Here is a 23,943-nt window from a genome sequence, read left to right on the forward strand (position 1 = left end):
GGCTCCTTCAGGCGGTGGCGGGTTCCGCCGTCGGGCGGCTGGCCTGCATACGCGTCAGGAGCGCGTCCAGGTAGTCCTTGGAGGTGTTCAGCCGGATCATCGCGCCCAGCGCGATGTCGCGGCCGATCCGCGGGTCGCTCTCCACCAGCGGGCCCACCACGTTCTTGAACCAGCCCGCGGCGTGGCCCGCGTCCACGCCGATGTGCAGGTCGTGGTAGACGATCCCGACCTCGTCGAGGTCGTGGCGCCGCCAGGCGTCGACCACGCAGCGGAACCGGCGCGGCGCCAGGTACTCCGTCACCCCGAAGTAGCCGACCGCCTTGTAGTAGTGACGGCGCGACAGGGCGAGGCAGGCGGACAGGTTGCCGGAGACGCCGGCCTCCAGCAGGAAGCTCTCGCGGATGAACTCGGCGTCGGCACCGATCGCGCTCAGGGCCTGCGAGAAGAGCACGGTGTGCACCTGCGTCAGGTCGCCGTTGCCCATCTCGTCCCAGTAGTTGGCGGCGATCTCCATCTTCTCCCGGCCGCTGCGGCCGGTCTGCATGGCGGCGAGGATGTCGTCGAAGCGCGGGTCGAGGTTGGTCTCCTGGGCGAGCAGCAGCCGCAGATCCTCTTGGCTGCCGTGCTCGGCGAGGTGCTCGTGGTAGAGCGGATGCCGGCCCGCCGGGTGGTCGCTCACCGCGGCCTTGAGCCAGCGCACGTACTCCGGCCCGGTCACCGGGTAGCCGGAGATGCTCTCCTCCGCTATGCGCCCCCGCTCGTAGGCGAGCATGGCGTTCTCCAGGACGGCCGCCATGTCCCGCAGGATGGGCTGGAGTTCGTGGTCGACCTCGGTGATGGCGACACCGGAGAAGTCCCGGTCGTAGACCAACTCCAGACATCGGTGCAGCTCGGCGAGCGCCGCGGGATTGTTTCCGTCCTGGTAGGCCTGCTTGGCCAACTCGCGGAACACGGCTGCCAGTTCGCCGCGGAAGTGGTAGTCCTCGGTGGCCGTGGCGAGGGCCTCGGCCGAGCAGCCGGCCAGCTGCCGGAGCACCGCCGACGGGCCGTCGGTGAGCAGGGCGTGCCAGTTGTCGTGCAGAATCTCGGACATGCGGTGGTGCTTCCCCGTTCCTCGGTTACTTCGCGTCGTCGGCGAGGGCGGCCGCGTCGTGCTCGTCGCCGTACCACTTCTCGCTCCAGCGCGAGAAGGCGACGATGAAGATGTCCCGGTGACCGGGGTTCCCGTCTGCCGACAGCACGTCGGTGACGTCGTGGGCGAGTGCTCGGTCGTCCAGCAGCACGGCGGTGCCGGGCTCCAACGTGCCGTTCCAGAAAGGCTGTTCGGCACCGGGGTGCCAGAGCCGGGTCTCCCCGCCGCCGACGTTCTCGCGCCGCAGCACGCCGATCATCACGAACTCGTGGCCGTCGTGGTGGACGCCCTCCGGGGTCAGCGGCCCGGGCCGGCCGGCCTGCGCCCTGGTGCGGTTCTGGTGCAGGTTGATCTGCCAGTCCTCGCTCCGGTCGAGCTCCAACTCGGCCAGTCCGACCGCGATCAGCGGGGTGAAGTCCGCCTCGACGGGCTCGTAGCTGCGGCGCATGCCACCGCCGACCGGGTTGAACGCCTTGAACGCGGTGTAGTCCCGGTGCGGCAGCCGGTCGAAGTTCCAGCCGCCGCCGTCGGTTGCCGAGAGGCGGTACTGGGCGAACTTCTTGAACCGGGTGCCGTGGCCCATGAACTCGTCGACCGGCAGTTCGTCGTAACTGGCCAGCAGCTCGGCCGAGGCCTCGGGCAGGTCGATCAGAGTGAATCCAGTGGTGTCGAGTGACACGTGGGGTTTCCTTTCGAAGACGGGGGCACGCGGCGACCGGGCAGTGGACGACCGGGCGGTGGAAGATCGAGGAGCGTGGGGAACGCCGACGCATGGGCACGGGCCTCGGAGCGCTGGCTCGACGGCGGGCTCCGGTGCGGCAGAGGTCAGGCGTAAGTGGTCAGGCTTAAGGGAAAAGGCGGCGCGGGTCAGGCGTCAGGGAAAAGGCGGCGTGGGTAGGTCATCACCGCGCCAAGCCTGGAGTACAGCAGGAAATCCTCAGCCGGGTGTGCGAGTCGGATCAGCGACTCGCACACCCGGCTACCGGTTGCGGATCGCGGATCAGTAGCGGTAGTGGTCCGTCTTGTACGGGCCGTTCACGTCCACGTCGATGTAGTCGGCCTGCTCCTTGGAGAGCACGGTCAGCGTCGCGCCGACCGCGTCCAGGTGCAGCCGCGCGACCTTCTCGTCCAGGTGCTTGGGCAGGATGTAGACCTGGCGCTCGTACGCGCCCGGCTTGGTGTGCAGCTCGATCTGGGCGATCGTCTGGTTCGAGAACGAGGAGGACATCACGAAGCTGGGGTGCCCGGTGGCGTTGCCCAGGTTCAGCAGCCGGCCCTCGCTGAGGACGATCAGCGCCTTGCCGTCCGGGAACTTCCAGCTGTGGACCTGCGGCTTGATCTCGGTCTTCTCGATGCCCGGGACCTTGGCCAGGCCGGCCATGTCGATCTCGTTGTCGAAGTGGCCGACGTTGCCCACGATGGCGTGGTGCTTCATCTTGGCCATGTCGTCGACCATGATGATGTCCTTGTTGCCGGTCGTGGTGATGAAGATGTCACCCTCGCTGACAACCTGCTCCAGGGTGACGACCTTCAGACCGTCCATCGCCGCCTGCAGTGCGCAGATCGGGTCGATCTCGGTCACCACGACGCGGGCGCCCTGGCCGCGCAGTGACTCGGCCGCACCCTTGCCGACGTCGCCGTAGCCGAGGATGACGGCCAGCTTGCCGGCGATCATCACGTCGGTGCCGCGGTTGATGCCGTCGATCAGCGAGTGGCGGATGCCGTACTTGTTGTCGAACTTGCTCTTGGTGACCGAGTCGTTGACGTTGATGCCGGGGAAGAGCAGCACCTCGTCCTTGGCCAGCTTGTAGAGCCGGCGGACACCGTTGGTGGTCTCCTCGGTGACACCGATGATGGACTTGGCCATCTCGGTGTACTTCGCGGGCTGCTCGCTGACCGAGCGGCGCAGCACGGCGAGCATGATCTGGTACTCCTCGGAGTCCTCCGGGCCCACGGCCGGGACCTGGCCGGCGGCCTCGAACTCGACACCGAGGTGCACGAGCAGCGTGACGTCGCCGCCGTCGTCGACGATCGAGTCGGGGCCCGAACCGTCCGGCCAGGTGAGCAGCTGCTCGGTGCACCACCAGTAGTCCTCGAGCGTCTCGCCCTTCCAGGCGTAGACCGAGCAGCCCTGCGGGTTCTCGACGGTGCCCTCGGGGCCCACCACGACGGCCGCGGCGGCGTGGTCCTGGGTGGAGAAGATGTTGCAGGAGACCCAGCGGACATCCGCGCCCAGTGCCACCAGCGTCTCGATGAGCACGGCGGTCTGAATGGTCATGTGCAGCGAGCCGGCGATCTTCTTGCCGGCGAGCGGCTGCTGCTCGGCGTACTCACGGCGCAGTGCCATCAGGCCGGGCATCTCGTGTTCGGCGAGCTGGATCTCCTTGCGGCCGAACGCTGCGAGCGAGAGATCCGCGACCTTGAAGTCATGCACCGATCCGGCGCTGTCTGCGGTAAGAGTAGTGCTCACGGGATCCCCTTTTATGGTCAAGCACGTGGGTGGCCGCGGTAGGGCATCGACGCTGTCCCGCAGCCGTGTACGGCAACGGCGGTTACATGTGGTCGCCGTATGTGAAGGTAGTCAACACCGAGCAGGTTACCGTACTAGAGCGGCTGATCAAGCGGCCCCTGCCTGGGCCCTCCGGGCAAGAAGCATGCCGGATGTGACGGAGGTTTACACCGGTTTGTTCACCGGCGAACGAACCGGTTTAGCGCGCGGCGGCGATCACTTCCGCGATCTGCACCGTGTTCAGTGCGGCGCCCTTGCGCAGATTGTCATTGCTGATGAAGAGCACCAGGCCGCGCCCGTCGTCGACACTCTGGTCCTGCCGGATCCGACCGACGTAGCTCGGGTCCCGGCCGGCCGCCTGCAGCGGCGTGGGGATCTCGCTGAGCTCCACCCCGGGCGCCCCGCGCAGGAGTTCGGTGGCCTGCTCGACCGAGATCGGCTCGGCGAACTCGGCGTGCACCGAGAGCGAATGGCCGGTGAAGACCGGCACCCGCACGCAGGTGCAGGACACCTTCAGGTCGGGAATGTCGAGGATCTTGCGGCTCTCGTTGCGGAGCTTCTGCTCCTCGTCCGTCTCCAACGAGCCGTCCTCGACCAGCGAGCCCGCGAACGGCACGACGTTGAACGCGATCGTGCGGGGGAACTTCACCGGCTCGGAGAAGTCCACCGCCGTCCCGTCCATGGCGAGTTCGGCGCCCCGACCGGCCGCCTGGCCGCTCTGCCCGTCGAGCTCCGCGAGGCCGGCCACGCCGCCGCCGGACACGGCCTGGTAGCTGCTCACCCGCAGCCGCACCAGCCCGGCCGCCTCGTGCAGCGGCTTCAGGACGGGCATCGCCGCCATGGTGGTGCAGTTGGGGTTGGCGATGATCCCCCGGGCGGCCTGGGCGACGGCCTGCGGGTTCACCTCGCTGACCACCAGCGGCACGTCCTCGTCCAGCCGGAAGGTCGAGGAGTTGTCGATCACCGTGGCGCCCGCGGCGGTGAACCGCGGTGCGAGCGCCCTGGAAGTGGCGCCACCGGCCGAGAAGATGACGATGTCAAGACCGCTCGGATCGGCGGTCGAGGCGTCCTCGACGACCACCTCCGTGCCCTTCCAGGGGAGCACGCTGCCGGCCGAACGGGCCGAGGCGAAGTACCGGATCCCGGCCACCGGGAACTTCCGCTCCTCCAGCAGGGTGCGGATGACGGTGCCGACCAACCCGGTGGCGCCGACGACGCCGATCCGCAGACCGTCGGGTTCGGTCGTCTGACTGGCAACGGACACCAGGAACTCCATCTCGCTCATAGGACTGTGACGTGTGACTGTTGACTGTGATGTGTGACTCGACGGGCATGAGGATCAGGACGAACCGGCTGCCAGCCAGTGCCGCGGGCCGTGCGTCTGCTCCTCGGCCATGAAGTTGACGTCTCTGACGAGAGAGTCGAGCGTGCTGGCGGCGCTGGCCAACGACCGCAGGCACTCGTCGTTGCGACGCCGGGTACCTGCCCCGAACGGGAGGCTGCCGAACCCCGCGAAGCGGATGGCTCCCTCCGGGTCACGGCAGGGCACAACCTCGGACCGGACGAACCGGCTGGCCGCGAACGGCACGTCGAGCCGGCCCTCCTCGAAGGCCTCGCCGATCGCCCGCACCAGATCGGTGCGCTCCAGCACCGGATCGATCAACTCCCGTACCTCGCGCTCGATCAGCTCCACCTCGGCCGCCACCCGCTCCTCGTCGATCCGGAAGCCGGCGGCCGCGTCGAAGCCGAGCCTGGTGAGCCGCATCCCCTCGCTGTTCTCCGCCTGGCTGGGGATACCCCGGGCCTCGGCCGGCGACTTGGTCACCACCTTGGCGACCCCGCCGAGCGCGGCGGTCAGACCGCCGTACGTGATCAGCTCCGCGGCCTGCTCGCGTTCCTGCGGGAACACGCCCATGAACTGGTGCAGCACCGTGTGGACCCGGACGCCCGACGGGCCGTCGGAGGTGTCGAAGTAACGGCTCGCCAGCCGGGGGATGGCCCGCAGCGCGGCCAGGTCCTGCCAGAGATGGCCACCCTGCGGGTAGGAGACCGAGACGCACCGCACGCCCTCGGCCACCGCCAGCACCGCCTCGAGGAGCGTGGTGGCGATGCAGATCGACGGCGGCATCAGCACCGCGGTGAGCGTGCCGAAGAGCTCCCGGTCGATCGTCAGGCCGGCGGCCGTCACCTCCCCGGCCTTGCGGTCCACCTCCTGCCAGGTCCGCAGCGACTCGGTGATCGGCACCTCCTTGCAGTACGGCACGTTGTAGCCGATGCCGCCGCCCTCGTAGGAGGTGAAACCGGCCGCCACGGCGGTGTCGAAGAGCAGCCGCCCGTCCGGTGAGCCGTGCCGGACCTGGAGCGGGGCCGAGGTCGCCTCGTTCAGCTCCCGCCCCCGCTCCCAGCCGTGGGTGACCAGCGGGTACCCGTTCAGCTTGCCCGGGTCGGCGTTCAACGCCCGCCGGACACTGGCGAACTGGAGCAGCCGGGTGTGCGAGTCGATGGTGGTGGTGAGGACGTCCGGAGCGGCCTGCCGCTCAAGGCCGATCAGCAGTTCCCGCATGGCGGCGTGGTCACCCACGCCGCAGCGGGGCTGCACAAGCGGCCGTCCGGTGCCCTGGGCCTGGCCGAGCAGCTGCGCGACGGTCGGCTTGCCGAGCGACCTGGTGTAGCCGATCGACTCGTCCAGGTCGGGCAGTACCTCCAGGTTCAGCATGCCTCAGCCGTCATCACTGGCGCTTCGAGCAGCAGCGAGCTGTGCGCGGAGCGCCGCTTGGAGCCCCGGAACCGCTCGCCCTCGGCGGCCCCGGCCCCGTGCACCTCGGTGTGCAGCTCCCGGACGGCCGCGTCCAGCTCGGCCGCCGCCAGCAGCCGGCGCTCGGTCCGGCCGTCCGGCCTGACCACCGACAGCAGCCCGAGCCCGGACAGCGGCTCGGTCTTGGCGCCGATCTGCTCCAGGGCCTCGGCCACCCCGCGCTGGGTGCCGGTGAAGGCCAGCACGGGGTGCCCCTCGAAGTCCACGGTCACCACGTCGAAGCCCCTGGCCTGCAGGGCGAGCAGCGTGGTGTCGAGGTCGGAGCGACCCGGGTCGGCCGACCCGAGCAGCCCCTCGTAGCGGTGCAGCTGCGCCTTGCGGTCGCCGACCACGGCGGTCTTGTCCGCCCCGCCGCCGACCACCGATCCGGTGGACGCGGTCACCGGCGCACCGGTGCCGCGGCCCTGCAGCGCCCGGCAGACGATGCGCACGCCGTGTTCGCGGCCCACCGCCACCGAGCCGCCGTGCAGCACCTTGGCGCCGCTGGCCGACATCTCGGCGCACTGCTCGTAGCTGAGCTGCGGCACCAGCAGGGCCGAGGGCACCACGTACGGATCGGCGGTGTACACGCCGGGGACGTCGGAGTAGATCTCGCACTGCTCCGCGCCCAGTGCCGCCGCCAGCGCGACGGCGGTCAGGTCCGAGCTGTTGCGGCCCAGCATGGTGATCCGCCCGTCCGCCCGGACGGCCTGCCCGCCGGCCACCACCACGACCTGATGCGTCGCCAGTGCGTCGAGCAGCGGCTGCGGGTCGATCGAGCGGATCTTGGCCCGGGTGGCGTTGTCGTCACTGGTGATGCCGAGCTGCGGTGCCCACAGGTCGAGGGCCGAGTAGCCCTCGGCGTGCAGGGCGGCCCGCAGGAACCCGGCGCCGACCATCTCGGCCGTCGCCAGCAGTTGGTCCTGGACCTCGGGGTCGAGTTCCGGGTCGATCGCCAGGGCGGCCTCCAGGAGGCGCCCGGTGGTCCCGGACATGCCGCTGACCACCGCGACCACCCGGTGCGACTCGGTCAGCCGGCCGAGGTAGCCGGCCACCTCCCGGTAGTCGCTCAGCTCGATGAACGAGGAGCCGCCGAACTTCACAACCAGCAGCGGACGCGTCGTCACAGCGGGGCGGCGACCAGGCGTCGTCGTGGTGTTCACTCGGCTGCCACCAGCTCTCCCTCGGCCCTGACCAGCTCCCAGGAGGAGAGCTCCTCTTCGCTGAGGATCGTGAAGACCCGGTTGATCGCCACGCCCAGGCCCCAGACATCGGTGTACGCGGGCCAGTTGGGGTGTCCGGCGTCGATGTCCTGCTGACGGGCGTAGCCGGCCCGGACCCACTCGAAGGTGGAGGGCTTGCGGTGGTGGAAGTCGTGCTGGGAGAGGTCTCCCGGGACGACCAGGATGCGCGAGGGCAGGTGGTAGAAGGCCAGCCGCAGGGTCCAGCGGCTCCAGGCGCCGAGCGAGCCGAGCAGGCCGAGGCCCTTGGCCGGCAGCGCGTCGCCGTTGAACCGGCCCCAGGAGTGCGAGACATGGAAGGCCCGGCCGCCGAGGCTCTCGTCCTTGGACTTGAACCAGGCGTGCTCGCTGAGGAATTCGAGCAGCGCGACGATCTGGTACAGCGGGATCAGCGGGACGAGCACGGCGAGCACGAACGGCACCCAGGCGCCCTGCCAGGCCACCAGGCCCAGCACCGTGCCGAGGTAGACCGCCGACATGGCCCGGCGGTAGGTCGCCGAGCGCCACAGGTTCTGGGCGAGCCGGGTGGCCAGGAACTCCGCGTGGAACATCGGGGAGACCACCGTGATGGCGAGCTTGCGCCACAGCGTCGGCACCGACATGCCGGGGCGGAACCCCAGCTTGAGCAGGTGCTGGATGGTCGGGTCCGCGATGGTCGCGAAGGTCTCCTTGCGGTGGTGCAGGTTGATGTGGTCCTCGTAGTACTGGTCCGCGTCCTCCGTGCACACGATGGTCGACAGGACCTGGGCCATCTCCCGGTCGTACTTGATGGTCCCGGAGAAGCGGGTGTGCATGCAGTGGTGGGCGATCACCGTGGAGCAGACCCGGGCGGCCGAGACCGTCAGCACCCAGCTGAGCGGGAGCAGCAGCAGGGCGAGGGTCACCCCCTGGTCGACGATCCACCAGGCCGAGCCGATGCCGGCGGCGAGCGCCACCATGTCGGCGATCAGGTACGTGGTCGTGTTCAGCTTCACCAGGGGCTGCTGGCCGGGCAGGGCCTTGCCGGTGATCCAGGTCCACAGGTGCTGGGTCCAGCCGGGGAAGCGCTCGAACGACGCCCGGATCGCGGTGGACTCCTCCACCGAGGTCACCGTGTTGGAGGAAGTGGTGGTGCGGGAGGGGAGAGTCTGCTCAGTCGTGGCTGTCATATCCTCATCACCTTGTCGTCGACACCAGGGAGTCGGCTTCGGACGACCAGTCGGTCGCCTCGGCCTCCTTGGCCACCTCGGCAACAACCTCTCCGAGGATTTCGAGCGCCTCCGCCGCCTCGGCGATGCTGAGGTTCAGCGGGGGCAGGAGACGGACGACGCAGTCGTCCCGTCCGGCGAGTTCGAAGAGCAGGCCGCGGTGCAGCGCGGCCTTGCGGAGCCGGTCGGCCACCTCGGAGGCGGACCAGCCCGCGAGCGGTACCACCTCGACGCCCAGCATCAGGCCCAGACCCCGGACATCGCCGAGGAAGGGGAAGCGGGACTGCAGCTCCTCAAGTCCCTTGCGCAGGAAGCCGCCGACCTCGCGGACGTTGTCCAGCAGGCCGTCCTCCTTGACCACGCGCATCAGCGCGGCCCCGGCGGCGAAGGCGAGCTGGTTGCCGCGGAAGGTCCCGGTGTGGGCACCGGGCTTCCAGCCGTCCAGCCGCTCGTTGTAGATGATCACCGACGCGGGGTGGCCACCGCCCAGCGCCTTGGACGAGACGACGACGTCCGGCTCGATCCCGTACTGCTCGAAGGCGTACCAGGTGCCGGTGCGGCCGCAGCCGGACTGCACCTCGTCGACGATCAGCGGGATGTCCAGGCGCCGGGTGATCTCCCGGAGCTGCTGGACGAATTCGAGCCGGGCCGGCACCACGCCGCCCTCGCCCTGCACCAGTTCGAGGATCACCGCGGCCGGCCGCCGGACGCCGCCGTTCGGGTCGTCCAGGGTGTTGGCCAGGTACTGGGCGCAGTTGATCTCGCAGCTCTCCGGCTTCAGCGCCAGCGGGCAGCGGAAGCAGGAGGAGTACGGGAAGAACGAGACGCCCGGCAGCAGGTTGGTGAGGTGCTCCTTGGAGGAGCGCAGCCCGGTGATCGCGATGGTGCTCTGGGTGCTGCCGTGGAACCCACCGCTGAACGCGATGACGTCGCCGCGGCCGGTGTACGTCTTGCACAGCTTGATCGCGGCGTCGATCGCGTCGGCACCGGTCGGTCCGCAGAAGTGCAGCTTGGAGCGCTCACCCATATCGCCCGGCAGCAGGTCGAGCAGCCGGCGGGTGAACTCCGCCTTGGCCTCGGTGGGGAAGTCGAGGAAGTGGGTGGAGACGTCGAGCTGCCGGTGGGCGGCGGCGAGCAGCTCGGGGTGGCTGTGGCCGAGCGCGAGCACGCCCGCGCCGGCCAGGAAGTCCAGGAACCGGTTGCCGTCGAGGTCCTGGAGGTAGGAGCCCTGGCCGCCGGCCACCGCGATCGGGACGTTGCGCGGGTAGGTGCGGGCCGACGACTCGTGGGCCGCCTGCTCCTCGAGGAAGCGACGGGAGAGCGGGCCGGGCAGCTCGGTGAGCACGGCGGCGCGCTGGTGCAGGGAGGTCACAGGCTGCCGTCCAGGTCGCTCGAGTCGCCGTCCGTCGCGTCGCTGCGGGTGAGCAGCTTGGCGGCGGTGCGGGCGACGGCCTCCGCGCGCAGCGAGAGCAGGCTGAACGAGCCGGCGTCGGCGATGCCGTGCGAGGACTCGTTGAGGTTGTAGAGGAACAGCGGGGGCAGTGCCCGGCCGTCGGAGGCCGAGACCAGGTAGTCGTAGCCGACCGCCACGGCGCCGCGCTCGGTGTGCGCCAGCTCCTCGGCGATGCCCGCCAGGACCGGCGGGTGCGGCTCCTGGGTGGGACCGGCGCCGAGGTTGCGGAACCCGGTGGCGAGCACCACGAGGTCGAAGTGCTCCTTCTCGGCCTGGCCGTAGTGCCGCTCCTGGACGGTGAGTTCGACACCCTCGCCGGCCACCGCGGCCTCGGTGACCACCGAGTTGTTGCGCACGTGGACCTTCTGGGCGCCGTCCAGCTTCTGCTCGTACATCATCAGGTGCAGCTCGCGCAGCACGTCCATGTCGGCCGCGGAGTAGTTGGTGAACCGCAGGTCGGCGTCGAGCTCGTCCTTGCTCTGCTGGGAGGCGTGGAAGTAGTAGTCCACGAACTCCGGCATGATGCTGGCCTCGCTGAACGGCGAGGTGTCCTTGAGCCGGTGGGCGAAGCCGCGGGTCAGGTTCACCACCTCGGCGTCGGGGAACCGGTGGGCGAGGTCGAGGGTCAGCTCCACCGCGCTCTGGCTGCCGCCGATGACCGCGACCCGGCCGGTGCGCAGCTGCGGGGCGAGCCGCTCCACCGTGCTCTTGTAGCGGGTGAGGTGGATCACCCGGTCCGACTCGAGCTGGTCGAACGGCGCCGGGACGAACGGCGTGCGGCCGTGCGCCACCACCACCGCGCGGGCGAGGTGGGTCTCGCCGGTGGCCACGCGCACCTGGTAGCCCTCGGTGCCGTCCGGCAGCGCGGCGAACTCCACGCCCGCCACCGGCGAGGAGGTGCGCACCCGGTCGGCGAAGTGCGAACCGACCCAGGTGATGTACTGGTTGTACTCCTTGCGGAGCGGGAACTCCAGGCCCAGGTTGAGGTACTCCAGGAGCCGGCCCTGCTCGAACAGGAAGTTCAGGAAGGTGTAGCGGCTGCGCGGGTTGCGCGGCGTCACCAGGTCGCGGACCGGGTTGTTCTGGATGTCGGAGCCGGACAGCAGCATCTCGGGCTGCCAGACGACGGTGTCGCGGGCCTCCAGGAAGAGCGGGCTGATCTCGGGGTGCAGCTCCTCGAGAGCCACCGCCAGCGAGATGTTGGCGGGGCCGAAGCCGACGCCGATGAGGTCGTGGATCTGGCTGTTCGTCATATCGCTCACGGTTCTATGTCTGCTACTACGGTGAACAGTTCGGTGCTGAGGGCCTTGGCCAGCTCAGTGGTGCGCTCCTGGACGGCGACCGCCTCGCTGGGCGCCGCGCCTGCCTCGAAGACCTCGAAGACGCCGTTGCGTCCGAGGTAGGAGGTGGCGGCGCGGGAGCGGTCGCCGACCTTGCTGGTGACATAGCGGGCCAGGTCGGTACCCGGCTGGGTGGGCACCTGGTGGATCTCGGTGATCGTGCCGGTCGGGGCCTTCAGGAAGCCGATCGCGCCGATGCCGCGGGGCTGCGAGGGGATGGCCGGCAGCTCGTCGATGGTCCGGCGGTAGGCGGCGATGTGCACGTCGTACGGGTTGAAGCCGTAGACCCGGTCGATCAGGTCCATGATCCCGTCGCCGCCGGGGCGGGCCGCCACCTCGACCACGTTGAGCTCGTCGGAGCCGTTCAGCAGCACCTCGACGTGGGCGATGCCCCGGTCGATGAGCAGCGCCTCGCAGGCGCGCAGCGCCAGCTCGCGCAGGGCGGCGTTGTCGGTCTCCCGGCTGGGGACCAGCTGGCCGGTCTCGGTGAAGTAGGGCGCGGCGCCCTTGGCCTTGTCGGTGACCGCGAGCACGACGCGCCGGCCCTCGTAGTTGGCCACCTCGACCGAGACCTCGTGGGTGGAGGTGATGAACTCCTCCACCTGGTAGCGGCCGTCGGCGAAGTCGTAGGTCGGGGCGATCTCGAGGAGCGAGGCGCGGCAGTGGTCGAAGCCCGCTGCGAGCCCGGCTGCGTCGGCCACCTTGATGACGCCGACGCTGCCCGCGAAGTCGCGCGGCTTGAGGACGACGGGGAAGGTCAGCTCCTGCGCGACCTCCTCCAACTCCGCGAGGGTGGCGAAGAGGCGGTGCTTGGCGCACGGGACGCCGGCCTGCTCGAAGGCCGCCTTCATGGTGTGCTTGTCGCGTACCAGGGCCAGCGACTCCTCGGACAGCGTCGGCAGCCCGTAGTGCTTGGCGATGGTCACCGCGACGTGCAGGTTGAGCTCGAGGATCGGGACGACGGCGTCCGGCTTCAGGCCGGTCTCCCGCTCGAAGGCCTCGACGGCTTCGAGCGCCTCCTTGGCGTTGTACGGGTTGGCTGCGAGCACGTGGTCGAAGACGCGGTTGGCGTTGACCACGGCCGACTCGACCATCCCGAAGACCGGGCCCGGGTAGGTCCGCAGCGCAGACACGATGGCTCGCTCCCGCAGCAGGGGATCTGCTCCCAGCAACAAGATGTACCGGTCGTTGTTGGACCGGGCTCCTTGGAGATTGAACATCGGTACTCCTTGGTTCAGTTGGTTCTGGTGAGGGCTCAGGCCACTCAGGCCACGGTTTCCAGCTGCGAGCGGCGCAGCGCGGCGCGGCCGGTGGACGGCGAGCCGTCCTCGTCGGCGAGCGTGCTCAACCGGGCCAGCAGCGCGACCAGTTCGTCGATGTCGCGGAGCACGTGGTCCACGCCCAGCGAGAGCAGGGCGTCACCCTCGCGGCCGGTCTTGGTGCTGCCCACCGAGAGGTTGCCGCCGACGATCACCGGGCAGGGCAGCAGGCCCTGCTCCCGGACGGCCTTCAGCGGGGCCAGGTCCTCCGCGGCGTGCCCGTTGACGGAGCCGATCACGATCGCCAGCGCGTCGGGGTGCTCGCTCACGCAGTCGACGAACTCGGACACTGGCGTGCAGGCGCCCAGGTTGACGACGTCGTAGCCGAGTTGTCTGAGCTGAAAGGCGATCAGGTGGTTGGCCACGACATGGGAGTCGCTGGCCGCCACGCCCATGATGACCTTCGGGGCGGCGGGCGCGGAGTGCAGCGCGATCGCCTCGGAAGACGGGTGGTCGGTTGGTTCAGTGTTCATCGGATGGCTCCTTGGGAGCTACGAGTTCGACACGAACGGAAGCGAACAGGTCGCGAAGGAAGTCGTCGAGTACAGCGGAGTCGGCAGGTCCCACGATGCCGGCCAGCGGGACGTCGGTGTCCGAGTAGCTGAGCGCCGTCTTGATCGGCTCGTCCTCGGAGCGCTGCACCCAGCGCCAGGCCAGCGGGCTCTCGCGGAATCTCTCCTCGGCCTCGATCCGGCAGTACTCGCCGCCGAGTCGGTGGCCGGGCCAGACGAACCAGCCGTAACGCGCCTGGGAGTCGTCGGGCCGCACCTCGGGCCTGGCGTTGTCCTCGGCGGTGATCATCTGAAGGAAGCGCGAGGGGAGGTGTAGACCTGTTGCCAGCTCAAAGGTATCAACCACGTCGGCGCCGCCGAACCGGGCCCCCACCTCCAGGAAGACCGGCCCGGCCGGGGTTTCGATCCCCTCCAGGTGGAAGAGGCTGGTGCGGATGCCGACCGCGGCCAGGCAGTCCGCGGTCCACTGGCGGAGCTCCGGGGTCACCTCGATCTGCACGGATCCGAGCGGCGTGCCCTCCGCGAAGCCGAGGCAGGTGCCGACGTAGCGGCTGGCCTGGACGGCCACCAACTCGCCGTCCATCAGCAGGCCGTCCACGTGGATGATCGGTCCGGTGACGAACTCCTCGACCTCGAAGCCGCTCTGCTCGGTGCCCTCGGGCAGGCCGCTGTCGCGGACCGCGTCCAGCGCGGCGGTCAGCGTCGGGTAGACGACGACGTGCTCGCTGGCGGCGCCGTCGAGCGGCTTGAGGACGGTCTCGTCCTTCCACGGCAGCTCACCGGGCTGAGCGCTGAGCGCCTCGGCCAGCGACAGGAAGCTCGGCACGCGCAGACCGGCCCTGGCGACCGCGGCCTTCATCACGACCTTGTCGCGGGAGGGGAGGATGTCCGCCTCCAGCTCGCCGGGAACCCCGAGGGCTGCGCGCACCTGGGCACCGGCGATCAGGTCGAACTCGGAGAGCGCGATGACCAGTTCGGGCGTGGGCCGTCCGGCGACGGCGGCCAGCACCTCCTGTGCGGGGTCGCCGGTGCCGGGCCGCTCGATGCGGGTGCAGCGCAGGTCCTCCGGCAGCGTGGCCAGCCGGTCCGCGGTGCCGACGTACGTCACGTCGTGGGCACTGTGGTCGATGCCGGCCTCGTAGCGGATCAGCTTATTGGTGATTCGGTGCAGAATCAGGATGCGCATGGAGATACCTCAGTCGGGTGAGCAGCGGGATGAGCAGGACGGCGATGCACACGGAGCCGACCACGGAACCCAGGACAACGCTGCGCGGATCGTGGGTCGTGGCGAAGCTGGTAACCAGGAGCCCGGCCAGCGGCAGGGACGCCTGATTGAGCAGGATGATGATGCCGATCGTTTTCGCGAAATGTTCTCGAGGAATTCTCTTGACTCGCTCCATGCGAATGAAGACGTTGAAGAATCCGATGCTTCCGATCAGTACCGAGTAGCTCACTGCGAACTGTGTGAATGTGGTCGCCTGGCTTATACCGAATCCACCCAGACAGATCAGTCCGTAGGACAGTGTCAAGGCGACGAGGGGGTTCAGTGACTTCGTCAGTTTCGGGACGACGAAGAAGGTCAGGATTCCGACGACGCCGGCTGACGTGGTCAGGATCCCGAAGTACCGGTCCGGTTCGTGGAAGGTGCCGCTGGTGAGGGCCGCGCTGGTCGACATGCCGACGCCCACCATGAGGTTGACCGTCATGGTCAGTCCGACCAGGCCGAGGATGGCGGGCAGCCTGCGCAGGGTCCCCGCGCCCTCGGCCACCCCGGTGGCCACCGAGCGCAGGGTGGTCGGCTCGGTGACCGCTCCGCCGAGCACCTCGACGCGCAGCCAGCGCCGGAGCGTGAAGGTGTTGAGGGTGGTCAGCGCGTAGACCGTGCCGATCACCGCGAGCAGGGCGGTAGTTGGCAGAACGGATGAGAGCAGGGCGGCGAGGACGGGCCCGAGCACCTCGCTGGTCTGCTCGGTGCCCTGCACGATGGACTGCGCCCGGATCATCTGGTCCATCGGGACGAACCGGGGGAGCGAGGCCTCCAGTGCTACGTATGACTGCGCACTGGCCAGCGACATCCCGGCGACCAGCACGCTGAGCGTGGCGAACTGCGCGCCCGGCACCAGGTACATCATGGCGAACGCCGTGAGCGCCAGAGCCGCGCGGATGGAGTCGGCGCCGAGATAGAGGAAATAGCCTCTGAACCGGTCTGCCAGGACCCCGGCGACCGGGAGGAAGAGGACGCGCGGAAGCCACTCGATAAGGAAGATCAGACCGGTCTTCGAAGCGCTGCCGGTCAGTTTGTAAGCGAGCAGCGGAATGGCGAACAACAGGAACTGGTCGCCGAGTCCGGCCAGTCCCCGGCCTGCCACGAACTGGCCGATCTGCCGTAGCGGCATATAGGCCTGCTCCGTGGCGGCGGGCTCTGCGCCGTCACCCGTGTCGAGCTGGGCGATCGTGTCGATCGCACCGTCCCCCGCCTCACCGTTCATGCTTCCCCAGATTTCACGTGACTTGTTGTGTCGGACCGAAGAGCGGACATCAGCACCTAAGGACATCAGCACCTAAGAAAAATCAGCACCTAAGGAAATCAGTACCCAAGGACATCGGCACAAGGCGGTCCAGATTGGCTGTGAATGGTTGTATTCGGTCGGTCCGGTGGCACGCCAGGAACCCGAAGCGGAGTGATCCCGTTTCGGTTTGTCGGGTGCTCGTTTCGTAGAGAAGGCTGCTCGTCTGCTGAAACCGCGAAGTCGCGGGTGAGCGGCCATGCGTGACCCGGACGGTCACGTGCATGGCCAGGTGGTTCCAGGCCGGTTGCCCCCCGAGGCAGTTGTGGACCTGATGCTGTCGAGGTCCCGTTGAGCCGCTCCGTCGGAGGGCTGTCCTGGTGACCTGACGATCAACCTACTTGCGTTGCTTGAGCGGATCAAGCACTTACTGCTGCAAACTCCCACGGGGTCGGCTCGGGGGTAGTAACGTGCCTCACACTCACGCCTTCTGAGGGTCCATTAGTCCGTTTTGGAACCTGTTGCCCACTTCGGGCCGATCCGCGCCGGCGGTCTCGCCGCTTGCGGGCTGCTCTCCTCGACGGCCGTCTGTGTAAGCCTTGCTGACGATCCGTTGAACGTTCACGAAGGGGCCGCTCGGCGCGGGTTCGGCGTCCAACTCTGCACCCCTGCTGTCCCTTGGCCGCCATGGCTCCCAGCTTCCTCCCTGGTCAAGGCCGCTGTGCGACGGGGGGAAGACCGTGCGGAGACCTCCTCGGAAACTGCTGGCGCTGGGCGGGCGCCGCCGCAGGCGGGGTCGGGCGAGGTGCGGGCGACGCGCTCTAAGGTCGCCGCTTGGCGCGGCGGCGGGCGAGGCCGACGCCGATGATCATGCCGACCAGCAGTGTCACGGTCAGGACCAGCCACAGCGGCATGGTGACCGTGGAGACCCACAGCTTGACGTCGACCGACGCGGTGTTGGCCGCGATGAACCAGATGGCGAGGACCATGAGGACACCCAGGCCGATGGTGCGCAGTCGCACCTCGCGGCCCTTCACGGTCAGCGATGACTTACGAGGTCGAGATGTCTGTGCCATATGTCCAGTATCGGACTATTTCGACCCGAAATCCCGTTCAGAACGGGAAGGAGCAGGTCCTGGGCAGGAGGCTCGTCCGCATGGGGTCCAGCAACGAGTTCGACATCCTCGACGCGGTCCACCCGTGGTACCTGGCGGGCGAGCCATTCGCTCTCGCCACGGTGGTAGGCACCTTCCGCAGCGCGCCGCGGCCGCCCGGCGCCGCGATGGCGGTGTCGGCCTCCGGCGTCGTGGTGGGCAGCGTCTCGGGCGGTTGCGTCGAGGGTGCGGTGTACGAGGAGGCGCGCGAGGTGCTGATGTCGGAGCGCCGGGTGCTGCGGACGTACGGGGTGAGCGACGACGACGCCTTCGAGGCCGGACTGACCTGCGGCGGTACCCTGCAGATCTTCGTCGAGCCGGTGTCCCGCCGCAGCTTCCCCGAACTTCCCGACGTGATGGGGGCGTTGAAGGACGGCGAACCGGTGGCCGTGGCCACCGTGGTGGCCGGACCGGACAGCGGGCCAGGCGGGCTCGGGCGCCGGCTGGTGGTCTGGCCGGACCGCGCCTCGGGCACCCTGGGCTCGGTCGCGCTCGACCGCGTGGTGACCGTCGACGTCCGCGGCCTGCTCGAACAGGGCACCACCACGCTGCGCCACTACTCGCCGGCGGGTCGCTGCGCGGACCGGGCCGAGCTCGCCGATCTCGACGACCTGGCCGTGTTCGTCCGATCGTTCGTGCCCCCGCCGCGGCTACTGGTGTTCGGCGCCATCGACTTCGCGGCGGCCGTCGCCGAGCTGGGCGCGTTCCTGGGCTACCGGGTCACGGTGTGCGACGCCCGCCCGGTGTTCGCCACCGCCGAGCGGTTCCCGCACGCGGACGAGGTCGTGGTGCGCTGGCCGCACGACTACCTGACCGAGGAGGCGGCGGCCGGCCGGCTGGACGACCGCACGGTGGTCACCGTGCTGACCCACGACCCCAAGTTCGACGTGCCGCTGCTGACCGTGGCCCTGCGACTGCCCCAGCTCGCCTACGTCGGCGCGCTGGGCTCGCGCCGCACCCAGCGCGACCGGCTCGCCCGCCTGCGCGAAGTCGGCCTGGACGACCAGGAGTTGGCCCGACTGTCCGCCCCGGCCGGCCTCGACCTCGGCGCCCGCACCCCGCAGGAGACGGCGGTCTCGATCGCCGCCGAGATCATCGCCGCCCGCTGGGGCGGCACCGGCCGGCCACTGGCCCGGGGCCATGGACCCATCCACACCGCCATCGCCCCGGACGAGAGCGGCGCGCGCTGACTCACTCGCCGCTGTCGTCGCTCCAGGCGATCCCCGTGATCCGCCAGCCCGCGGGAGTCCGCACCAGCTGCATGGACTTCGTCCCGCTCCCGCTGAAGGGGGCGCCGCGCAGGACGCCGGACTTGGCGTAGCGGGTGAGGCGCTGCGCGACGTTCCCGTGCACCAGGGTGGTCCCTGGTCGTCGGTCGCGCTGGTCTCCCACTCCCTGAAGTCGGTCAACTCGCCCTTGGTGAGCAGCTCCTGGCGTGGTGACAGGAAGTCGGTCAGCGACTCGGCCTTCATGGGGTCCGCATGGCTGACGACAACGGCACCCGGGACGAAGGACGGCTCCAGCGCGCCCAGGTCGACCGTCCGTCCGTCGGTGTTGGTGAAGGCGTCGAAGAACTCGGCGGCCAGCGCGTCGATCTGCTGCTCGTCGGAGACCGAGGCCGAGGCCGAGACCGAGACCGAGGTCGAGACCGTGCCGCTGGTGGCGTCCGTTCGGTGGCTCAGCCAGTCCTCGGCGGTGACCGACCAGATCTCCAGGGGCTGCTCGCCGGAGTCGTCCGCCTCCTGGAAGGTCAGGCCGAGCCGGCGGGCCGTGTTGAGGCTCCGGGTGTTGGCGGAGAGCGTGTGCCAGGTGATCCGGCCCACTCCCCGCTCGCGGAACGCCCAGTCGATCAGCACCCCGGCCGCGCGGGTGACCAGCCCGCGCCCCTCGGCGGCGGGCTCCAGCCAGCAGCCGACCTCGGCGACGCCCGCCGTGGGGTCGATGGAGACGAACATGACGCCGCCGACCAGCACCCCGTCCAACCGGATGCCGTGGATGCCGGCGCCGGTCGAGGCCTGGGCGTCCCAGTAGCGGCGCAGAACGGCTTCGGCGGACTCCAGGTCCGTGGCGACGAAGCTGCGGCCGACCCAGGGCGCGATGTGGGTGCGGCACCGGTCGAGGTTGGCGAGGAACTCCGCCGCCCGCCAGGGCTCCAGCGGGCACAGCTCGGCGGCCAGGGTGTCGGAAAGCGGTATGGCGTACATGGAGAGCCTCCAGCGGCACACGACGGGACAGGGTACGTAACAAGTGTTTGGTACGTACCCTAGCGCCCTGTGGGCCGTTGGAGGAGGGCTGTGCTGGAAGGCAGCCCCTCGGTGGTCAGCAGGTGCCGCTGCCCGATCCGCCGAGCTGGAACGAAGTAGCCGTCGCGCTACCGGAGTTGTAGGAGCCGGGATCGGTCGCCCGGACGGTGAGGTTCGGTTGGTCGGCGGACCCGTAGAGCTGGTAGCCGGAGATCGCGGAGGAGTCGGACCAGCTGCCGCAGGAGCCGTTGCCCATCCAGCTGCGGCTGACCGGGTCGGGGTCGGCGACCTCGCCGAAGGCGCTGACCAGCTGCGCGCGGGTGAAGGTGTCGGCGTGGGTGGTCGGGTCCTGCCAGAGCGAGTCGGGGAAGTCGCCGACGGCCTGGCCGTTGTAGTAGATCCACCAGGCCTGGGTGCCGGCGTCGTGGTCGATCTGGTAGGTCGCGGCGGCCCCCGAGGTGACGGCCATGCCGGGCCGGGCGCTGGTGCCGGTGGCCGGGACGAAACCGCAGCCGTTGTAGCACGAGACCTGGCCGTCGACCCAGTGGAAGACGAACAGGTGCGGCAGGTAGTCGCCGTTGACCTGCGGGTCGACGGTCCAGCCCACCTCGACGGTGGACTGCTGGTTCGCGTCCTGCACGGACAGCTCCTGCAGCGAGTGCCCTTGCGCGCTCGCCACATACGGGGTGGCCTGCATCATGGTGACGCCGGCGCCGTTGGCGTCGGTGGTCTGCTGACCGGAGACGTAGCTGAACCATGCGCCATTGCGGTATGTCGCGGCGTCCGCACCCTGCGCGAGCAGCAGGAGCGAGAGTCCGAGTGCGGCCGCACCGAGCGCGGTGAGTGTTCTTCGGAGGGACATGGCCAAGCCTCCAGGGGAGTTAGTCGCGAGGTAACTTCAGTTACATGGCTGGTTAAGTTAGAGGCAACCGCCAGTCCCCGCAACCCTCCACACGCACCCTGTGCAGCTGGACCCGTCACCCGCCCCCCGAGGCGGCGGAGGCGGGTGACGGGTCCGGATGAGGCGGGTGTGGTTACGGGTTGATCCCGTCGTACTGGAGCACCCGGTACGGCGACTGCCCCTGCTGCCCGTTCCACTGCGAGACGATCAGCGTCAGCGAGTTCGCGCTCGCGCTGCCCGGGTGGATGTAGCCGCCGTAGAGGTAGGGGAGCTGCGGTCGGCCCCAGTGGCTCGGCGGCAGGACGTTGTTGCCGACGATCTGCGGCGTGGGCGCCGACCAGACGGCGTCGGGGCGAGGCGCGGTGCGGGTGCAGATCGAGTAGTCGACGACGTCGAAGTAGCTCATGCAGTACGTGCCGTTGATCCGCTTGACCGAGAACTCCCCGATGTTGTTGCCGGAGAGGATGATCGAGGGCGCGGCCGCCTGGGTCCACTGCCAGGAGCCGTTGAGATAGGCCCAGTTCTGCTGGGCGCCGAAGTTGCCGGCCCGGAAGTCGTTCGGCTGGATCCGGAAGAGCTGGATCGCGCCGCCGTCGGCGGTGTTGCGGTGGGTGCCGTTCCAGCGCTTGGAGAAGATGTAGAGCCAGCCGTCCGGGTCGATGCCGGCGAAGGACCACATGCCGTACATGGACTGGTTGTTGTGCTGGGTGTCGCCGGCCCAGTGGTACGGGTAGTCCTGCCAGGTCACGCCGTAGTCGTCGGAGTAGGCGACGCCTGACATCAGCGAGCCGTCGTAGCCGGCCGGCGGGGTCCAGGTCGCCACCGAGGTGTACTGGATGTAGGTGCGACCGCCGAACTCGATGCAGTCGTTGGGGATCCGGCTGAACTCCCAGCCGTATCCGTTGTCCGTCTGGTGCGCGTAGTTGAACAGCTGGGCGGCGCGGCCGCCGGTGGGCATCGCCCAGGTGAACGAGATCGGCGAGCCGCCGCTGCTGTCGAAGTTCGACTGGGCGAGCATCACCGGCGAGCCGAGGTAGGGGTTCTGCTGGGCGGCGTTGGCCCAGGAGTCGCCGAAGACGTAGCCCCAGGAGCCGTCGTGCTCCCGGAAGTAGGGGATGCCGAGATCTCCGGAGCCCAGGCCCTGCGCGTTCGCCGAGTCGCCGGGCGTGTCGCACAGCGCGGCACCGGTCTGGGCCATCGGCGCGAGCGCCGCGCGGCGAGCGGCGGGGCCGGCGAAGGCGGAGCCGGCGGTGGCGCCGAGCAGGCCCGCGCCCAGGGTCAGGCCGGCACCGGCGCGGAGCAGCGAGCGGCGGGTGGGCTCGCCGGCGTCCGGCCGGCGCGGCTGGGAAGGCTGGGACATCGAGTGATCCTCCAGAGGGCGGAGTGCGGTGAGAGCGACCGGTCGCTGACGGTGTGTGAACTACTGCACACGGCAGATCCGGTGGAAAGCGGCGTCGCGGCACGCCCGAAGCGCTTGGATGTTGTCATGGATGGTGCGAAACGAGGGGTGCCGAGGCCCATCAAACTCGGGCCGGATCGCACCGTCACGGGCTGACGGCCTGCTCGGACAAAGGCCGGACAAAGCCCGGACAGCTCGACGGACAGCTCATGGACGGCTCGACGGACCGACTCGGCGGGCTGAGCTCGACCGACAGAGAGGACCAGCAGGTGGGACGTCAGGAACAGCCGCTCGACGCCGAGGAAGGCCCCCTGGCGCTCTTCGCACTGGAGCTGCGCGAGCTGCGACGCCAGGCCGGCAGTCCGCCCTACCGCCGACTCGCCACCCGCATCAACTACTCCGCCTCCACGCTCGCCGACGCCGCCGGCGGGCGCCGGCTGCCGAGCGAGGCGGTGCTGGCCGCCTTCGTGACCGCGTGCGGCGGCGACGCGGTGGAGTGGGAGCGCCGCCGCGTGCGCACGCACCAGCTGATCACCCGGCCGCCGGCTGTGGTCGCGGAGCCGGCTGCGGTCGAGGAGGAGGTCGCGGTCGAGAAGGAGGTTGTCGAGGTGGGGCCGCAGGCCGACGGCCGGCCGCGATCGGCGTCGCCGCGTCGCGTCCTTCTCCCGCTGGTCGCGCTGCTCTTCGCCCTCACCTTCAGCGCCTGCGTCCCGGGCGACTCCGCCGCACCCGCCGCATCCGGCGCCCTGGCCGCCCTCACCACCCGGGCGTCGCTCCAAGCCACCGCACGCTGGCTGCGCCCCGGCACCGACATTCCCCCGCAGTACGTGGGCCTGATCATCGAGGCCGGCACCACCTGCCCCGAACCGGAGATCACCCCGGCCCTGGTCGCGGCCATGCTCAAGGCCGAGAGCGGCTTCGACCCGAACCTGAGCGACCCGGTCAAGGACGAGTACGGCATCGCCCGTTGGACGCCCAGGGTGCTCCGCTACTACCTGCCGCCCGACCGTCAGGCCACCGTCCCCGTACCGCCGTTCACCCCCGAGGACTCGATCCCCGCCGTTGGCCGGATGCTCTGCGCCATCGCCCCGGAGCTCCAGGGCGTCCCGGGCGACCCGGCCCTCAACCTCGCCGCCGCCTACCGCACCGCCACCTGGGTGGTCCAGCAGCAGAACCAGGCCAGGCTCGCGGCCATCCAGCCCTACCTGGACCAGGTCGGCGCCAACCTCCAGCGCTACCGCCCGCAGCAGCAGCCTTCCTGATCAGGTCAGGCGCACAGCGCCGGCGCCCGGACCTCGCTGTCTGGGACAGCCTCCGTCTCCGTCTCCGCCTCCCGCCCGCCGGTGCGGGTGGCGCCGGCGCCGGCGATCACCACGAGGACGACGCCGGCCGCCGGCGCCGGGCCGGGCACCTGACCGAGCACCAGGACGCCCATCACCAGCGCGATCGCCGGCTCCAGGCTCATCAGCGTGCCGAAGGCGCCGGCGGTGAGGCGGCGCAGCGCGAGGAATTCGAGCGTGAACGGCAGCACGGTGCTCAGCGCGGCCAGCCCCAGCATGACGAAGACCAGCGGCCAGGTCGCACGGCCGAGTTCGGACGGTGCGGCGACCAGGGTGGCGACCACGCCCGCCACCGGCAGCGAGACCGCCAGCCCCTTCAGCCCGGTCACCTGGTCGCCGACGCGCTGGGTCAGCAGGATGTACCCCGCCCAGCAGACCGCCGCACCGAGCGCGAAGCCGAGGCCGGCCGGGTCGATGCCGCCGTGCCAGGGCTCGGTCAGCAGCACGACGCCGGCGGCGGCCAGCGCTGCCCAGTGCTTGCGCCCGCCGCCCGGGCGCAGCAGGGAGATCGAGAGCGGGCCGAGGAACTCCAGCGCGCTCGCGGTGCCCAGCGGGATGCGGGCGGCGGACAGCATGAAGAGCATCACCATGCCGGCGGTCACCAGGCCCAGCAGCGCGCAGGCCAGCAGGTCGCGGCGGGCGAAGTCGCGCGGCCGCGGGCGGACCAGCAGCAGGACCAGTACGCCGGCCCAGGCCAGCCGCAGTCCGGCCGTGCCCACGGCGCCGAGTTGGGCGAAGAGCGGTACCGAAAGGGCCAGTCCGAGCTGGACGGAGGACATCGCCCCCATGGCCATCAGGGCGCCGCCCTGGGCGCCGGTCAGGCGCGGACGGGCTGCGGGGCGAGGGGCGGCGGGGCGAGAGGTGACGGCTTCCAGCGGGCTCATGGGCACCAGTAGATGGCGCGGCCACCGC

The 23,943-nt window shown here is 69.9% G+C and carries 20 protein-coding genes and 1 pseudogene; 2 read left to right on the plus strand and 19 right to left on the minus strand.

All coding sequences use genetic code 11. The features are described from left to right. Nucleotides 1-7: 7 nt before the first annotated feature. From P3T34_RS34175 to P3T34_RS34240, 14 genes are all read right to left on the minus strand, one after another. Nucleotides 8-1,093 (minus strand): iron-containing redox enzyme family protein, encoded by a 1,086-nt coding sequence (locus tag P3T34_RS34175; protein ID WP_280669924.1) that lies wholly within the window; start codon nucleotides 1,091-1,093, stop codon nucleotides 8-10. Nucleotides 1,094-1,118: 25 nt separating this feature from the next. Then, entirely contained in the window at nucleotides 1,119-1,811 is a 693-nt protein-coding gene (locus P3T34_RS34180; protein ID WP_280669925.1) for a 2OG-Fe dioxygenase family protein, read from the minus strand. Between the two features lie 321 nt (nucleotides 1,812-2,132). After that, on the minus strand, nucleotides 2,133-3,566 hold the full coding sequence (gene ahcY, locus P3T34_RS34185) for an adenosylhomocysteinase (protein ID WP_280672560.1): 1,434 nt from the start codon (nucleotides 3,564-3,566) through the stop codon (nucleotides 2,133-2,135). 274 nt (nucleotides 3,567-3,840) lie between these two features. Further along, complete coding sequence (locus tag P3T34_RS34190; protein ID WP_280672561.1) at nucleotides 3,841-4,869, minus strand: aspartate-semialdehyde dehydrogenase; 1,029 nt, start codon at nucleotides 4,867-4,869, stop codon at nucleotides 3,841-3,843. A 111-nt stretch (nucleotides 4,870-4,980) separates the two neighbouring features. After that, the gene (locus P3T34_RS34195) at nucleotides 4,981-6,357 is read right to left on the minus strand and encodes a methylaspartate mutase (RefSeq protein ID WP_280669926.1); all 1,377 of its coding nucleotides are present in this window, start codon (nucleotides 6,355-6,357) and stop codon (nucleotides 4,981-4,983) included. Then, complete coding sequence (locus P3T34_RS34200; RefSeq protein ID WP_280669927.1) at nucleotides 6,351-7,598, minus strand: hypothetical protein; 1,248 nt, start codon at nucleotides 7,596-7,598, stop codon at nucleotides 6,351-6,353. Before P3T34_RS34200 ends, P3T34_RS34195 begins: the two co-directional genes overlap by 7 nt. Beyond that, the gene (locus P3T34_RS34205) at nucleotides 7,595-8,824 is read right to left on the minus strand and encodes a fatty acid desaturase (RefSeq protein ID WP_280669928.1); all 1,230 of its coding nucleotides are present in this window, start codon (nucleotides 8,822-8,824) and stop codon (nucleotides 7,595-7,597) included. Before P3T34_RS34205 ends, P3T34_RS34200 begins: the two co-directional genes overlap by 4 nt. Before the next feature lie 7 nt (nucleotides 8,825-8,831). Then, nucleotides 8,832-10,235, minus strand: a complete 1,404-nt coding sequence (locus P3T34_RS34210; RefSeq protein ID WP_280669929.1) for a diaminobutyrate--2-oxoglutarate transaminase family protein — start codon at nucleotides 10,233-10,235, stop codon at nucleotides 8,832-8,834. Beyond that, a complete protein-coding gene (locus P3T34_RS34215) occupies nucleotides 10,232-11,569 on the minus strand; it encodes a SidA/IucD/PvdA family monooxygenase (protein ID WP_280669930.1) in 1,338 nt (445 codons plus the stop codon). Before P3T34_RS34215 ends, P3T34_RS34210 begins: the two co-directional genes overlap by 4 nt. Nucleotides 11,570-11,574: 5 nt before the next feature. Beyond that, complete coding sequence (locus P3T34_RS34220) at nucleotides 11,575-12,876, minus strand: ATP-grasp domain-containing protein (protein ID WP_280669931.1); 1,302 nt, start codon at nucleotides 12,874-12,876, stop codon at nucleotides 11,575-11,577. Nucleotides 12,877-12,920: 44 nt separating this feature from the next. After that, a complete protein-coding gene (locus tag P3T34_RS34225; protein ID WP_280669932.1) occupies nucleotides 12,921-13,448 on the minus strand; it encodes a cobalamin-dependent protein in 528 nt (175 codons plus the stop codon). Continuing rightward, entirely contained in the window at nucleotides 13,438-14,673 is a 1,236-nt protein-coding gene (locus tag P3T34_RS34230) for an ATP-grasp domain-containing protein (RefSeq protein ID WP_280669933.1), read from the minus strand. The genes P3T34_RS34225 and P3T34_RS34230 overlap by 11 nt, the downstream gene beginning before the upstream one ends. Continuing rightward, nucleotides 14,639-15,976 carry an MFS transporter gene (locus P3T34_RS34235; RefSeq protein WP_280669934.1) on the minus strand — a complete coding sequence of 446 codons (1,338 nt, stop codon included), beginning with the start codon at nucleotides 15,974-15,976 and terminating at the stop codon, nucleotides 14,639-14,641. The genes P3T34_RS34230 and P3T34_RS34235 overlap by 35 nt, the downstream gene beginning before the upstream one ends. Nucleotides 15,977-16,815: 839 nt before the next feature. Beyond that, nucleotides 16,816-17,070, minus strand: coding sequence for a lipopolysaccharide assembly protein LapA domain-containing protein (locus P3T34_RS34240; RefSeq protein ID WP_280669935.1), 255 nt, complete (start codon nucleotides 17,068-17,070; stop codon nucleotides 16,816-16,818). A gap of 80 nt (nucleotides 17,071-17,150) precedes the next feature. Between P3T34_RS34240 and P3T34_RS34245 the strand changes: the two genes are divergently transcribed. Next, on the plus strand, nucleotides 17,151-18,338 hold the full coding sequence (locus P3T34_RS34245) for an XdhC family protein (protein WP_280669936.1): 1,188 nt from the start codon (nucleotides 17,151-17,153) through the stop codon (nucleotides 18,336-18,338). Nucleotide 18,339: 1 nt separating this feature from the next. Here the strand turns inward: P3T34_RS34245 and P3T34_RS34250 are convergent, their stop codons facing one another. The 4 genes and pseudogenes from P3T34_RS34250 to P3T34_RS34265 all read right to left on the minus strand — a co-directional run bounded on the left by P3T34_RS34250 (nucleotide 18,340) and on the right by P3T34_RS34265 (nucleotide 21,652). After that, entirely contained in the window at nucleotides 18,340-18,501 is a 162-nt protein-coding gene (locus P3T34_RS34250; RefSeq protein ID WP_280669937.1) for a hypothetical protein, read from the minus strand. 458 nt (nucleotides 18,502-18,959) lie between these two features. After that, nucleotides 18,960-19,352: pseudogene (locus P3T34_RS34255) on the minus strand (GNAT family protein); the annotation flags it as partial. 115 nt (nucleotides 19,353-19,467) lie between these two features. Then, nucleotides 19,468-20,253, minus strand: coding sequence for a neprosin family prolyl endopeptidase (locus P3T34_RS34260; protein ID WP_280669938.1), 786 nt, complete (start codon nucleotides 20,251-20,253; stop codon nucleotides 19,468-19,470). A 172-nt stretch (nucleotides 20,254-20,425) separates the two neighbouring features. Further along, a complete protein-coding gene (locus P3T34_RS34265; RefSeq protein WP_280669939.1) occupies nucleotides 20,426-21,652 on the minus strand; it encodes a DUF4185 domain-containing protein in 1,227 nt (408 codons plus the stop codon). Nucleotides 21,653-21,900: 248 nt separating this feature from the next. Between P3T34_RS34265 and P3T34_RS34270 the strand changes: the two genes are divergently transcribed. After that, nucleotides 21,901-22,953, plus strand: a complete 1,053-nt coding sequence (locus P3T34_RS34270) for a helix-turn-helix domain-containing protein (protein ID WP_280669940.1) — start codon at nucleotides 21,901-21,903, stop codon at nucleotides 22,951-22,953. A 5-nt stretch (nucleotides 22,954-22,958) separates the two neighbouring features. On the opposite strand, the gene P3T34_RS34275 is transcribed toward P3T34_RS34270, so the two are convergent. Beyond that, nucleotides 22,959-23,915: an EamA family transporter gene (locus P3T34_RS34275; protein WP_280669941.1), complete on the minus strand. Its 957-nt coding sequence runs from the start codon at nucleotides 23,913-23,915 to the stop codon at nucleotides 22,959-22,961. Nucleotides 23,916-23,943: the final 28 nt, after the last annotated feature.

The organism is Kitasatospora sp. MAP12-44 (genome assembly GCF_029892095.1).
Classification (GTDB): Bacteria; Actinomycetota; Actinomycetes; order Streptomycetales; family Streptomycetaceae; genus Kitasatospora.